Annotated in this window: 12 protein-coding genes; 1 reads left to right on the forward strand and 11 read right to left on the reverse strand. The window is 59.7% G+C overall.

What is annotated here, in order from left to right; genetic code table 11:
• Nucleotides 1–104: 104 nt before the first annotated feature.
• A complete protein-coding gene (katG, locus tag ACR0C6_RS10000; protein ID WP_480619079.1) occupies nt 105–2285 on the forward strand; it encodes a catalase/peroxidase HPI in 2181 nt (726 codons plus the stop codon).
• Nucleotides 2286–2373: 88 nt separating this feature from the next.
• Here the strand turns inward: katG and ACR0C6_RS10005 are convergent, their stop codons facing one another.
• The 11 genes from ACR0C6_RS10005 to ACR0C6_RS10055 form a co-directional block, all read right to left on the reverse strand.
• Nucleotides 2374–3888 (reverse strand): malonate--CoA ligase, encoded by a 1515-nt coding sequence (locus ACR0C6_RS10005; protein WP_480619081.1) that lies wholly within the window; start codon nt 3886–3888, stop codon nt 2374–2376.
• Nucleotides 3889–3893: 5 nt separating this feature from the next.
• Nucleotides 3894–4136, reverse strand: coding sequence for a hypothetical protein (locus ACR0C6_RS10010; protein ID WP_480619083.1), 243 nt, complete (start codon nt 4134–4136; stop codon nt 3894–3896).
• Between the two features lie 84 nt (nt 4137–4220).
• The gene (locus ACR0C6_RS10015) at nt 4221–5735 is read right to left on the reverse strand and encodes an aldehyde dehydrogenase (NADP(+)) (RefSeq protein WP_480619248.1); all 1515 of its coding nucleotides are present in this window, start codon (nt 5733–5735) and stop codon (nt 4221–4223) included.
• Between the two features lie 72 nt (nt 5736–5807).
• Nucleotides 5808–6488 (reverse strand): GntR family transcriptional regulator, encoded by a 681-nt coding sequence (locus tag ACR0C6_RS10020; RefSeq protein ID WP_480446885.1) that lies wholly within the window; start codon nt 6486–6488, stop codon nt 5808–5810.
• A 190-nt stretch (nt 6489–6678) separates the two neighbouring features.
• Complete coding sequence (locus ACR0C6_RS10025; RefSeq protein WP_480619085.1) at nt 6679–7704, reverse strand: trans-3-hydroxy-L-proline dehydratase; 1026 nt, start codon at nt 7702–7704, stop codon at nt 6679–6681.
• 7 nt (nt 7705–7711) lie between these two features.
• Complete coding sequence (locus ACR0C6_RS10030) at nt 7712–8815, reverse strand: cis-3-hydroxy-L-proline dehydratase (protein WP_480619086.1); 1104 nt, start codon at nt 8813–8815, stop codon at nt 7712–7714.
• A 15-nt stretch (nt 8816–8830) separates the two neighbouring features.
• Nucleotides 8831–10081 (reverse strand): NAD(P)/FAD-dependent oxidoreductase, encoded by a 1251-nt coding sequence (locus tag ACR0C6_RS10035; protein ID WP_480619087.1) that lies wholly within the window; start codon nt 10079–10081, stop codon nt 8831–8833.
• Nucleotides 10082–10147: 66 nt separating this feature from the next.
• Nucleotides 10148–11080 carry a 4-hydroxyproline epimerase gene (locus tag ACR0C6_RS10040; RefSeq protein WP_480619089.1) on the reverse strand — a complete coding sequence of 311 codons (933 nt, stop codon included), beginning with the start codon at nt 11078–11080 and terminating at the stop codon, nt 10148–10150.
• The gene (locus ACR0C6_RS10045; RefSeq protein WP_171118193.1) at nt 11071–12030 is read right to left on the reverse strand and encodes a dihydrodipicolinate synthase family protein; all 960 of its coding nucleotides are present in this window, start codon (nt 12028–12030) and stop codon (nt 11071–11073) included. Before ACR0C6_RS10045 ends, ACR0C6_RS10040 begins: the two co-directional genes overlap by 10 nt.
• Before the next feature lie 39 nt (nt 12031–12069).
• Nucleotides 12070–12792: an amino acid ABC transporter ATP-binding protein gene (locus ACR0C6_RS10050; protein ID WP_480619091.1), complete on the reverse strand. Its 723-nt coding sequence runs from the start codon at nt 12790–12792 to the stop codon at nt 12070–12072.
• Nucleotides 12789–13451: an amino acid ABC transporter permease gene (locus tag ACR0C6_RS10055; protein ID WP_152460596.1), complete on the reverse strand. Its 663-nt coding sequence runs from the start codon at nt 13449–13451 to the stop codon at nt 12789–12791. Before ACR0C6_RS10055 ends, ACR0C6_RS10050 begins: the two co-directional genes overlap by 4 nt.
• Nucleotides 13452–13453: the final 2 nt, after the last annotated feature.

Below are 13453 nucleotides of genomic sequence, written 5' to 3' on the forward strand. Positions count from 1 at the left end.
AAAAATTAATCACAACGATAGTAATTACAAATTTCCAATTATCGAAGCCGTGGGGTACGAGTCAAGATATCTGAACCCCTAGGTAAATACTCAGGAGATTTACAATGGACGGTACCCCCCACAATCACCAATCCGGCGGCTGCCCTGTCATGCATGGCGGCAATACTGGGACGGGCAATTCCGTCACCAAGTGGTGGCCGGATGCGCTGAACCTGGACATTCTGAGCCAGCACGACACGCGCACCAACCCGATGGATGCGGATTACAATCACCGAGAAGCGGTCAAGGGCCTGGACTTCAAGGCGGTTCGTGCCGATGTCGAGGCGTTGCTGACCGACAGCCAGGACTGGTGGCCGGCTGACTGGGGTCACTATGGCGGGCTAATGATCCGTCTGGCGTGGCACTCGGCGGGGTCTTACCGTCTGGGGGATGGTCGAGGTGGCGCCGGTTCGGGCAACATCCGGTTCGCGCCGCTGAATTCATGGCCGGACAATGCAAGCCTGGACAAAGCCCGCCGTCTGCTGTGGCCGGTGAAAAAGAAATACGGCAACGCGCTGTCCTGGGCCGATCTGATCGTTCTGTCGGGCACGGTGGCGTATGAATCCATGGGATTGAAGACCTTTGGTTTCGGCTTTGGTCGCGAAGACATCTGGGGCCCCGAGAAAGATGTTTACTGGGGTTCTGAAAACCAGTGGCTGGCCCCGTCCGAGAACCGCTATGGCGATCTGGAAACCCCCGGCACGCTGGAAAACCCTCTGGGTGCGGTGCATATGGGACTGATCTATGTGAACCCCGAAGGCGTGAACGGCAATTCGGATCCGGCCAAAACCGCGATGCATATCCGTGAAACCTTTGCGCGTATGGCGATGAATGACGAAGAGACCGCGGCATTGACCTGCGGGGGCCATACCGTCGGCAAAGCCCATGGTGCGATGCCCGGTGACAATATCGGCGCCGAGCCCGAAGCCTGCCCGGTGTCCAGCCAGGGTCTGGGTTGGGAAAACCCTGATCAGAACGGCAAAGCGGCCAACGCCTTTACCTCGGGGATCGAAGGGGCGTGGACGAAAGAGCCGTTGAAATTTGACATGGGCTATTTCGACTATCTGTTCGGCTACGAGTGGGAACTGGGCAAATCACCCGCAGGTGCCCATCAGTGGCAGCCCGTCGACATGCCCGAAGACGAAAAGCCGGTCGACCCGACCGACCCCACTGTTCGCCGCATGCCGATGATGACCGATGCGGATATGGCGATGAAGGTCGACCCGACCTACAACGCGATCTGTCAGAAATTCATGGCGGATCCGGACTATTTTGCCGATACATTTGCACGTGCCTGGTTCAAGTTGACTCACCGCGACATGGGTCCGCGCGTCAACTATTATGGCCCGGACGTGCCGTCGGAAGACCTGATCTGGCAGGATCCGATCCCGGCCGGTTCGACAGATTACGACACAAATGCCGTAAAGGCCAAGATCGCAGACAGCGGCCTGACCATCGCCGAGATGATCACCACTGCCTGGGACAGTGCCCGAACCTTCCGCGGTTCGGACAAGCGTGGCGGCGCAAATGGGGCGCGCATCCGACTGGCGCCGCAAAAGGACTGGGCAGGCAACGAACCCGAACGTCTGGCGAAAGTGCTGGGTGTGCTGGAGCCGATCGCGGCGGAAACCGGTGCCTCGATTGCCGACGTGATCGTTCTGGCGGGCAATGTCGGGCTGGAGCAGGCGATCAAGGCCGCAGGCTTTGACGTGGCGGTTCCGTTCTCGGCCGGTCGCGGCGACGCGTCGATCGAGCAGACCGACGTGGACAGCTTCTCGGTACTTGAGCCGCTGGCGGACGGGTTCCGCAACTGGCAGCTGAAGGAATACGCGGTCTCGCCAGAGGCGATGATGCTGGATCGCGCGCAACTGCTGGGTCTGACCGCGGCCGAGATGACCGTTCTGGTCGGTGGTCTGCGTGTGTTGGGTGCCAACCATGGCGGATCGCCACATGGCGTCTTCACCGACCGGGTGGGCCAGCTGACAACCGACTTTTTCGTCAACCTGACGGATATGTCGCTGAGCTGGCATCCGGTTGACGGAGGCACCTATGAACTGCGCGACCGCGCCTCGGGTGAGGTCAAGTTCACCGCAACCAGCGCTGATCTGGTCTTCGGATCGAACTCGATCCTGCGCAGCTATGCTGAGGTCTACGCTCAGGACGACAATGCCGAGAAGTTCGTGCGCGACTTTGTGGCGGCATGGACCAAGATCATGAACAACGACCGGTTCGATCTGGTTGCCTGAATCATGTAATAAATCAGGCGGGGACACCCTCGCCTGATTTTCTTTTCAGGGGGCTGCATCCGCTGATCCCCGCTTTGCCGAGACTCGCTCACACAGTCATGAAGAGATCTTTGTATCGGTCACGCAGAATGTTCTTTTGAACCTTGCCCATCGTGTTGCGGGGCAGTTCATCCAGAACGATAAGCTTGCGCGGATGCTTGAACCGGGCCAGACCTTCGCGGACCGCGCCCGTTATCGCTTCCGGATCAGGGGTCTGGCCGGGCTCTGCCACAATGACACCAACAACCGTTTCACCGAAATCGGGATGAGGCACGCCGAACACAGCGCTTTCCAGAACACCGGGTTGATCATCGAGAACCATCTCGATTTCTTTTGGGTAGATGTTGTAGCCGCCCGAAATGATCAGATCCTTGTTGCGACCGACGATATGGACGTACCCATCCTCGTCGATGCGGCCCAGATCACCGGTGATAAAAAAGCCGTTGTCGCGCAGTTCGGCAGCGGTTTTTTCAGGCATCTGCCAATACCCTTTGAAGACGTTGGGCCCGCGCACTTCAATTATGCCGATCTCGCCCGCAGGCAGGGTATTGCCGTCTGAATCACAGATCTTCAGTTCGACCCCGGGCAGTGGGTGCCCGACCGTTCCGGCGCGCCGCTCGCCGTCATATGGGTTTGACGTGTTCATGTTGGTTTCAGTCATGCCATAGCGTTCAAGGATGCGATGACCCGTTCGTTCTTCGAACTGCACATGGTTTTCCGCCCGCAGCGGTGCCGATCCGGAAACGAACAGGCGTATATGGGTGGCCAGTTCCCTGGTAAAACGCGGGTCGTCCAACAGGCGCGTATAGAAGGTTGGGACGCCCATCATCGACGTGGCACAGGGCAATTTGTCGATGATCTGGTCCAGATCGAATTTGGGCAGCCAGATCATGCATCCACCTGCGGACAGCATGATATTGGTCGCGACGAACAGCCCGTGCGTGTGAAAGATCGGCAGGGCATGCAGCAGCACATCCTGCGAGGTGAAGCGCCATTCCTTGACCAGTGTCCGTGCGTTCGACAGCAGATTGTTCTGGGTCAGCATGGCGCCCTTGGACCGGCCTGTGGTTCCCGACGTGTAAAGGAACGCTGCCAGATCCTCGCCATCGCGGGCGACGGTTTCGAAACGTGTCGGCATGGTCGCGGCCAAATCTGTCAGAGACCCGGTGCCATCCGCGTTCAGCGTCTCTACCCGGGCGCCCAGCTGCGCGCCGACAGGGGTGAGTTTTCCTTCTCTTTCGGTGTCGCAGATAATCAGCGAGGCCCCGCTGTTTTCGATGAAATAGGTCAATTCATCGACCGTGTAGGCGGTATTCAGCGGCAGGAACACCAGACCGGCCTGGGCGCAGGCAGCATAAAGCGCCAGCGCCTCGGGGGGTTTTTCAACCTGCGCCGCAACGCGGTCACCGGGGTTCAGGCCCAGATGCGTCGCCACATGCGCAATCTGCGCCGCTTTGCCCAGGAAATCCTGGTGAGAGATCGTTGTCCCGTCCAGCAGCTGCAAAAAAGGTGTGCCTTTGCCGGCGTGGATGCCGAACAGGCCGTCATACAGAGGGTTAGCCATCAGGTTTACCTTTCTTGAGATATGAAAAGAGAGGTGGATGCAGCGAGGAAATTGATCTCGAATGAGGCGATCATCTCATGGGTCGTGGCGAATTGGTCGTGGTGCTGGGCAACACGGGTCATTTCATACAGGTAGTTCACCAAAGTGCCAACGGATCGGGCCGGGATTGCGTTGCCCTGAACCGAATGAACAAAAGCACTGTTACCCAAAAGAAACTGTGCAATTGGATCCAGAGGCGTGTGCCTCATTCCCCTGACACTGCGCAGTTGCAACCGCCGACACCCTGCTGTGCAACGTGCTTCCAGAGTATCGGCGGGTGTCGACTGATTTCCCTATGAGAAGCGTTCCGGCAGCAATGCATCCGGCAGATTCTGATAGCAGACAGGACGCAAGAAACGCCGGATCGACAATGTGCCCACGGATGTGGCACCGAAATTGGTCGAAGCCGGGTAGGGGCCGCCATGGACCATGCTGTCACATACCTCGACCCCCGTGGGGAAGCCATTGGCCAACACGCGCCCGGCTTTGCGTTCAAGGATCGGCAGCAGGGACTGCGCCATGCCCATGTCGGCCTCGTCCATATGCAGGGTGCAGGTCAGCTGCCCGTGCAATCCGCGCGCGACGTCGTGCATTTCGTCGGGTGTCTCGGCAGTCACGATGATGCCCAGCGGGCCGAACACCTCTTCCGCGAGGGATGTGTTGGCCAGCCAGGTTGCGGCGCTTGTTCGGTAAAGGAAAGGGCGCGCATTGCGCTGATCGCATGTCGAAGCCAGAATCTCGTGAACGCCAGCGGTTTCAGCAACACGGGCCTGACCGTTGCGATAGGCTTTGGCGATGCCGTCGGTCAGCATGGTCTGCGTCGGAACTTCGGTCAATGCGGCCTGTGCGATCTCGGCGAAACGGTCCGTTGCTTCACCTGCCGGCATCACAACGACGCCCGGGTTGGTGCAGAACTGACCAGCGCCCATCGTCAGCGAGCCGGCCCAGCCTTTGGCGATGTCTTCACCCCGGTTTGCCAGTGCCGCGTCCAGAATGAACATGGGGTTTACCGATCCAAGCTCGCCAAAAAACGGAATCGGTTCGGGGCGCGCGGCGCACAGGTCGAACAGGGCGCGACCGCCCGCAAGCGATCCGGTGAACCCGACCGCCTTGATCAGAGGGTGCTGCACCAAGGCTGAACCCACAGCCGGTCCGCCGTCCTGGATCAGGCTGAAAACGCCGGGATGAATGTTGCAACGGCGGTTGGCCGCAAGGATGGCTTCGGCGACGATCTCGCCGGTGCCCGGATGGGCGCCGTGGCCTTTGACGACAACCGGGCAGCCGGCAGCCAGTGCGGCGGCGGTGTCCCCCCCGGCGGTGGAAAATGCCAGCGGGAAATTTGATGCGCCGAACACCGCGACCGGGCCGATCGGGCGCTGGATCATTTTCAGATCGGGCCGGGGCAGGGGGGAACGGTCCGGCAGCGCGCCGTCGTGGCGCCGGTCCAGATAATCGCCGCTGAGGATATGCGTTGCGAACAGCCTCAGCTGCCCCGACGTGCGGCCCCGCTCACCTTGCAGCCGAGCCTCGGGCAGGCCGGTTTCCTGAGTGCCAATCTCGGTGATTGCATCGGCGCGCGCTTCGATCTCGTCGGCAATGGCGTTCAGAAAGGCGGCGCGTTCTTCCCGAGTGGAATAGCCATAACTCCAAAACGCCTCTTCCGCGGCCTGCGCCGCGGCGTCGACGTCTGAAATGCGACCTTTCGAAAAGTCATGCGATGGCCCATGTGCGGGTTGTGATGCAAAGAAATCGTCACCGGCAAGCCAGTTGCCGGCGATCAGATGCTTGCCATGCGGGGTAAAGGTCATTTGGGCCTCGTGTTTCGGGATGTCCAGATTAATGGATAATGTATCCAAAATGACAGGACATGCAAGACCGCCCTAGGGTTCGTCTGTCCCGCGCTTCGAGGCGATCATTTCCAGAAGCTGTTCCTTGGTCCGGCGAATATGCTGGGCCAAGACCTCGCAGGCTTGGTCCACATTGCCTTCCCGGGCCAGCCGCAACAGATCACGATGTTCCTTTTTTGCGGGTTCGCGCTGTTTCATCACGCTCAGGTGCATCCTGACATAGCGATCCGATTGCAGGTTGACGCGGTCCAGCAATTCGTTGGTCAGCTTCCGTCGTGACGCCGCATAAAGCGCCGAGTGATACTGATAGTTCAATATCCCCCACTTGCCGACGTCATTTTCATCATACGACGCTTCCATCTGATTGAGGATTTCGTCGCAACGCGCAAATTCCCCTGGGCCCATATTCGGGATGGCCCGGCGGAACAGATCGACTTCGATCAGGATGCGAAGATCGAAAATTTCACCGATTTCGTCGAGGGAATGCTTGGTCACCGAGCCGCCGCGATTGTTGGCCCATTGCACCAGACCTTCGGCATTCAGGCGTTTCAAAGCCTCGCGGATCGGCATGCGAGAGACATCATATTCCTCGGCCAGGGCTTCCTGCCGGATCGTCTCACCTTCGGCGAGTTCGCCGCTGAGGATACGTTCACGCAGATCATTTGCGATGACGTCCGGTAGGCTTTGTTTCGTGATCGCGCGTTTTCCTGCCATTTCCAATATCCCGCCACGGTTTTTTGGATACAATTACCCGCAATCACCGACTTTTCCAAGTCGAACTTGGATTTCGACCCATGTTCGACCCCTGCCCGAGATCAAAAAAAAGGCCTGAATCTGATGATGAAACCGTAAAGAGGCCGCGTATCTTCAGACTTTTCCGTTTTGAAAAACGTGCCTGCTGACATCAAACACCCCAGGTGTCAGACAGACGATAGCCACCGGGCCATGGATCGTCAGGATCCAACATGTGCTGATGAATTCCGGTGATCCAACCGCGACCGCTGATTTCAGGAACGATCGCCGCGCGGCTACCGACCTGCGCTGTGTCAATGATCCGCCCGGTAAAGCGCGATCCGATGATCGAGACAGCCTCGAAGGTCTGGCCGGGTTTCATCACCCCCTTGGCCGCCATCAGCGCCATGCGCGCGGATACAGCGGTGCCCGTCGGCGAACGGTCGACCTTGCCCGGCTGGATCGCCACGGCGGACTTGCCGCTCAGACCGGTTTCCGTTTCATACAACGGGCCGCAAAAGGCGCAGAACGATATATGATCCCAGTCCGGGTTCTCGGGATGCGAGAATCCAAGCTGCTCATTGGCGGCGTTTGTGATCTTTACCCCCAGCCGGGCTATGTCGCGGGCCTCGTGGTCGACGATCGCGAACCCAAGCGCCTGCGCATCGACGACCACGAAACTGTCGCCGCCATAAGCGGTGTCTACCGTGATCGTGCCCAGTCCGGATACCTCGAGCGGGACGGACAGCTTGTCGGCGAAGCTGGGCAGGTTCTGGACAAAGATGCGTTGTGCCTTGCCATCGCGGCATTCCGCACGCACCCGGACCAGCCCGCCCGGTGCCTCGAGCACCATATGGGTTTCCGGCTCGTGCATTGGAATGATCCCGCCATCCAGCAACACGGTTGAGACACAGATCGAGTTGGACCCCGACATGGGCGGCGTGTCTTCGGGTTCCATGATGATCCAGGCGGCGTCCGCCTCGGGGTGTTTTGGCGGAACCAGAAGGTTGACATGGCGGAACACACCGCCGCGTGGTTCGTTCAGAACAAAGTTGCGCAGGGTCTGGTCCCGCGCAATGAAGCTTCGCTGTTCCCAGAGAGTGTCGCCCGGCGGTGGGGCGACACCCCCCACGATGACATCCCCAACCTCACCTTCGGCATGGGCCGAGATCACATGTACGGTTTTGCTGCTGCGCATGTTTACCTCAGCTATATTGCGCGACGGGGGCACCCAGCGCGTCGAAGATCGGAGTCACGCCCAGACCGGGACGATCTGCTGTGGTCATCCGGCCATTAATACGCTTTGGCGCACCTTCGGCGATGTCCACGGTACCATAGGAATTGAAATCGGTGGCCGAGAAGGTGAACTCGGACGGTGTCGACCGCGCCAGATGAGCGATGGCGGCGGTGGTGATATCGCCCCCCCAGGTGTCTTCGATGGTCATCGGGATACCATGTGCGACGCACAGATCGCGCATCAGCCTTGCTTTGCTCAAACCTCCTACCTTGGAGATTTTCAGGTTGATCACGTCCATGGCGTCGTCGGCAATGCCGCGGACCAATGTGTTGGGCGTGTCGATGACCTCATCCATCACGAAGGGCAGCGCGGTGCGCCGGCGGATCGACACGCATTCCTCATAGGTCAAACAGGGTTGTTCCACATAGACATCCATGCCCGCGATGGCGCCTACGACACGCGCGGCCTCGTGCCGGGTCCAGCCAGTGTTGGCATCCGCCACCAGCAGGTCGGTCTTTTTTAGAACCGCGCGGGTGGCGTGAATGCGGTCGATGTCGTCATTGGCGTCGCCGCCCACTTTCAGTTGAAACTTCGTATAGCCTTCGGCCGCATAACCTTCGATCTTTTGCGCCATGATATCCGGTGCTTCCTGGCTGATCGCGCGATACAGCACCACGTCCTGTTGCGCGGCACCGCCCAACAGGGTGTAGAGGGGTTGCCCGGTCGCCTTGCCCAGCAGATCCCAGCAGGCGATATCAACGGGCGCCTTGGCATAGGGGTGGCCACGCAGGGCGGCATCCATGGTGCGATTGATCTGGCCGATATTCAGCGGATCCTGCCCGATCAGATGTGGCGACAATTCCGCCAGCCCGGCCCTGACGCCCAGGGCAAAGGACGGAAGATAAGCCGATCCCAACGGGCAGCATTCGGCATACCCCTTGAGACCTTCATCCGTGATGATCTCGAGAACGGTGCTGTCGAAGACTTCGACATAGTTGCCATTGGACCAGCTATAGCGACCTTCCTTCAGCGGCAGATCCACCTGATATACGTTCAGTGCAGTGATTTTCATGAGGTGTTCTCCTGATCAGAAGCGTGTGGATGCGAAAGGCTTCATGTCGAGCGCGGGCTTGGTGTCCGTGACCAGATCCGCGACCAGTTCCGCCGTGCCTGCGGATTGCGTCAAACCCAGATGGCCATGTCCGAAGGCGTAAAACACCTGTGGCGCACGCGCCGAGCGGTCGATCAGCGGCAAACTGTCGGGCAGCGACGGCCGGAAGCCCATCCATTGCGTGCCGCCTTCCAAGTTCAGGCCAGGCATGAAGTGCCCGGCCTTTGCCAGAAGCGCGTCGGCGCGTTTGTAATTGGGCGGCAGCTCCAGCCCGCCCAACTCGACCGCGCCACCGATGCGCACACCGCCGTTGATCCGCGTCACCACAAATCCGTGGCCACCGAATGTCAGATGGGTGCGCAGGTCAAAGGCCCCTTGGGGCAGGGTTGTGTTGTACCCGCGCTCGGTTTCCAGAGGGATGCGATCGCCCAGGGTTTTCGCCAGGTGATGAGACCACGCCCCGGCGGCCACGATCACCTGTCTTGCATCAATTTCACCGATCGAAGTCGTCAGGCGAACGCCCGCATCCATGGGTGTGAGCGCGTTGATTGTCGCGATTTCAACCTGACCGCCACGGGCGGTGAACCGGGTGGCCAAATGTCTTGTCCAGCTGGCCGGATCGACCGTGTTCATCCAGGTGGGCGTAAAACCCGCATGGGTAAATCGTCGGTCAAGCCCGGGCTGGATTTCCGCAATCGCGTCGGGGCTGTCCAGCAGGTCAAAGGGGATGCCGTGATCCTTGCGCCTGTCCCATGTGGGCAGACTGGCGCGGAATTCGCCTTCACCCTCGAACACCTGCAACTGGCCGTCGCGTTGCATCAGCGCTTCGCCGTCGACATCCGCGATCTGGCGTTCCAGCGCCGCGCGGCTGTGATCCATCAAAGCAGCCTGTGCAGACAAGGCCGCAGCATAGCGATCCTGCCAACTGGCCCGCCAGAACCGCAGCATCCACGGCGCGATGTTCAAAGCGTAAGAAGGAGGAATTGAAAGTGGACCCAGCGGGTCAAACAGCCATTTCGGAGCCTTGCGCATTATCCCGGGGGTGGCCAATGGCACGATGTCGGTAAAGGCAAAGGCTCCGGCGTTGCCCTTCGAGGCACCGGCTCCTACGCCTTCGCGATCCAGCACCAGCACGCGCCGGCCGCGTTTTTGCAATTCAAGTGCGGTGCTGATGCCGATGATACCGGCACCGATCACAACGATATCCGTCGGGTTGTCTTGCAGCATGGCCAGATTTTCTCAAACTGTGGCTCGGTTCCGGGGGCCGGATTGCGCCAGTCCCCGATAATTTTGTCAAAGAAGGATCCCACCGCGGAACGGATCGTTTTGCGCGAAAATCAATCTGCCTTCGGCCATGATATGCGCCTGCCCGGTCAGGGTTGGAATGACGCCGCCATTGGGACCGGGCTGAAAGCTCAGCCGGTAAGAGCTGCCGATCACGCTTTCCTGCACGATCTCTTGCCCCGGAACCAGAACTCCATCCGCGGCCAGACAGGCCAGACGCGCAGAACTGCCGGTCCCGCACGGGGATCGGTCATATTGATCGTCCGGGCACAGGACGAAATTTCTGCTGTGAATGCCTTTGCCCAGGGATTTGTCCTGCAAGATCACGTGGTCCACCGGTTCCCCGTTTTCGCCACGTACATTCTGGTCGATGCAGGCTTTGCGAATTGCAATGGTCAGATCGGTGAGGGCACGGATGTTGCCGGGCGTCACGTCCATCGGGCTGGGATCGACAATGAAGAACCAGTTGCCACCATAGGCCAGATCGCCGGTCACTTTTCCATGGCCTTCGACGTCTACCGACACCGAAGCCCTGACCCGGCGGCTTTCGATATTGGTGACGCGCACCGTATTGGCGTCCAACAGGTCAACCGAGATGACGCCGGCGGGCGTTTCGACCCTGTGCGTCCCCGGACCGATCCGGCCCAGATGGGCCAGAGTGACCCCAAGGCCGATGGTGCCATGACCGCACATGCCCAGAACGGCATCGGCATCGAAATAGATCACGCCGGTTTCGCAGCCAGACGTTTCCGGGGCCACCAGAAGCGCCCCGACCATGCCGGGTTGACCGCGTGGTTCCAGAAGGACCGATTTGTAGAAATCCTTGTGCTCGGTGGCCAGGCGTTGCGCGCGCTCGGCCAGCGGGCCCGACCCCAGATCGGGGCCGCCGTTCAGGATGACCCGCGTGGGCATGCCTCCGGTATGGCTGTCGATCACATGCATTCAGCGATGACCCCGCCCTGGCTGGACCAGTCGGCAAACCAGGTGCGGAACAGTTTGTATTGCTGTTCGCAATAGTTGCGCTGGGCATCCGTCAACTCGTCGGTTTCGTTGAAGTGCAAGCGGTATTCCTCTTCACCGTTCAGGACCAGCAGATGCTTGTAGTACAGCACCAAATCGGTGCCTTCGTCAAAGCTGGCCAGCACGCCAAAAGCTTCTTCAAGCTCGCGCGCGCGCAGGCGCGCTTCGGCATGGCCCGCCGCCGCTTTCTGGCACAGGGCGGCCAACAGCAGTGCCTCTTTGGGCAGGGCGGTACCGATACCGGTAATCGAACCCGTGGCGCCGCAGTTGACGAAGCCATGATAAACCTCGGTGTCCACGCCCACCATCAGCGTGACCTGATCATCCTTCGAGGTGATGTGTTCCGCGGCGTAGCGCAGGTCGCCTTTGCCTCCGAATTCCTTGAACCCGACAAGGTTCGGATGATCTGCACGCAATTCCAGGAACAAATCAGCACGGGTGGCGAAGCCGTAGACGGGGCTGTTGTATATGATGGCCGGGATATCCGGCGCGGCTGACAGGATTGCCTTGAAGTGGTTGCGCTGTGCCGGGATGGACGATCCGCGCGACAGCACACGTGGGATGACCATAAGCCCTGCCGCGCCGACCTTTTGCGCATGTGCAGCCAGCGCCACGGCAGATTTCGAGTTTATCGCACCGGTGCCGACGACGACAGGAAGGCCGGCGTCGATCAGGCGTTCGACACCTTGCATGCGTTCGGCATCCGACAGCAACGGCCAGTCGCCCATCGAGCCGCAATACACCACGGCCGACATGCCGGCCTCGATCATTTCCTTGCCCTTTTTCACCAGGGCATCGAAATCCGGGGTCCGGTCGGCTTTGCACGGGGTCATCAGGGCTGGCATGGTGCCGGTGAAGATATTCTTGGACATGAAGGTGATCTTCCTCGTTGTTTCAGGGGGCCAGTGCACTCAGCGCACGTTGGCAAGGAATTTACGGGTATGCTCTGATTGCGCATCACCGAATATCTGCCCGGGCGGACCGATCTCTTCCATCACGCCTTGATGGAAGAAAGCAACCCGGTCCGACACATCGCGTGCGAAACCCATCTCGTGCGTGACACAGATCATGGTCATCCCTTCTTCGGCCAAAAGGCGCATCGTGTCGAGAACCTCGCCCACCAGTTCGGGATCCAACGCTGACGTCGCCTCATCAAAAAGCATGTATTCCGGCTCCATCGCCAGCGCGCGGGCGATGGCCAGACGCTGTTGCTGGCCACCCGAAAGAGCAGATGGGTAGACGCCCAGCTTTTCGCCTAGGCCAACATGGGTCAGTTGGCGGGCGGCGATATCGCGGGCTTCTGATTTTGACAGTCCCTTGACGATCTTGGGGGCCAGCGCGACGTTTTCCAATGCGGTCAGGTGGGGAAAGCTGTTCCATTGCTGAAACACCATTCCCAGCTTTGTGCGCAGCTTGTTGATGTCGGTGCCTTTGGCATGAACATCTGTGCCATCGACCCTGACCGAGCCTTGCTGGATCGGTTCCAGCCCGTTGATGCAATACAGCAGGGTCGATTTGCCGGAGCCCGATGCGCCGATCACCGACAGGACCTCTCCTTTCGGCACGTCCAGATCGATGCCCTTCAGCACATGCAGCGCGCCGAAATACTTGTGCAGGTCGCGAATTTCGATCATTGGGCCCACCTTTTTTCAAGAGACGCGGAATAGCGCGAAATCGGATAGCTGAGCGCGAAATAGAACGCGCCCGCGATTGTCAGGATCAGGAAAGGTTCCTGCGTCCGGGTGATCAGGATCTGACTGGCCTTGAGCAGTTCGACATAGCCCAGCACCGAAACCAACGCGCTGTCCTTCATCACTCCCAGTGCGACACCGACCCAGGCCGGGAAGACCGCGCGCCCGCCAATCGGGAAGACGACATAGCGCAGATCCTGCCAATAGGTCATGCCCAGACTGCGCGCGGCACGGCGCATCGGCGCACCGACGGCCTCGATCCCGCCGCGTGCGACATTCGCAACCAATGCAGCCGTGTAGATCGACAGGATCACCACGCCCGAGGCGAACGGGTCCAGATTGAGCCCGACAATGGGCGCAAAGTTGTAGAACAGCACCAGTTGGATGATCAGCGGGACGGAACGGAAAACATCCAGAAACGGGGCCACTGTCAGTGCTGCGGCCAGCTTGCCTTCGTACAGGATCCACCCGCATACCACGCCAAGAAGCGTTCCGATGGATATCGACAGAACCGAAATCCAGAGTGTCCGCAGGGCCGCTTCGCCCAGAAACCACAGATCATTGATGGTGAAGCCGCTGAAAAAGCTGACAGTGGGTTCCATCC

Source organism: Ruegeria sp. AL12, from assembly GCF_056540885.1.

Excerpts from the sequence above, each read along its gene's own strand:
- katG (WP_480619079.1), top strand. The coding sequence starts at position 105 with ATGGACGGTACCCCCCACAATCACCAATCCGGCGGCTGCCCTGTCATG.
- ACR0C6_RS10005 (WP_480619081.1), bottom strand. The coding sequence starts at position 3,888 with ATGGCTAACCCTCTGTATGACGGCCTGTTCGGCATCCACGCCGGCAAA.
- ACR0C6_RS10010 (WP_480619083.1), bottom strand. The coding sequence starts at position 4,136 with ATGAGGCACACGCCTCTGGATCCAATTGCACAGTTTCTTTTGGGTAAC.
- ACR0C6_RS10015 (WP_480619248.1), bottom strand. The coding sequence starts at position 5,735 with ATGACCTTTACCCCGCATGGCAAGCATCTGATCGCCGGCAACTGGCTT.
- ACR0C6_RS10020 (WP_480446885.1), bottom strand. The coding sequence starts at position 6,488 with ATGGCAGGAAAACGCGCGATCACGAAACAAAGCCTACCGGACGTCATC.
- ACR0C6_RS10025 (WP_480619085.1), bottom strand. The coding sequence starts at position 7,704 with ATGCGCAGCAGCAAAACCGTACATGTGATCTCGGCCCATGCCGAAGGT.
- ACR0C6_RS10030 (WP_480619086.1), bottom strand. The coding sequence starts at position 8,815 with ATGAAAATCACTGCACTGAACGTATATCAGGTGGATCTGCCGCTGAAG.
- ACR0C6_RS10035 (WP_480619087.1), bottom strand. The coding sequence starts at position 10,081 with ATGCTGCAAGACAACCCGACGGATATCGTTGTGATCGGTGCCGGTATC.
- ACR0C6_RS10040 (WP_480619089.1), bottom strand. The coding sequence starts at position 11,080 with ATGCATGTGATCGACAGCCATACCGGAGGCATGCCCACGCGGGTCATC.
- ACR0C6_RS10045 (WP_171118193.1), bottom strand. The coding sequence starts at position 12,030 with ATGTCCAAGAATATCTTCACCGGCACCATGCCAGCCCTGATGACCCCG.
- ACR0C6_RS10050 (WP_480619091.1), bottom strand. The coding sequence starts at position 12,792 with ATGATCGAAATTCGCGACCTGCACAAGTATTTCGGCGCGCTGCATGTG.
- ACR0C6_RS10055 (WP_152460596.1), bottom strand. The coding sequence starts at position 13,451 with ATGGAACCCACTGTCAGCTTTTTCAGCGGCTTCACCATCAATGATCTG.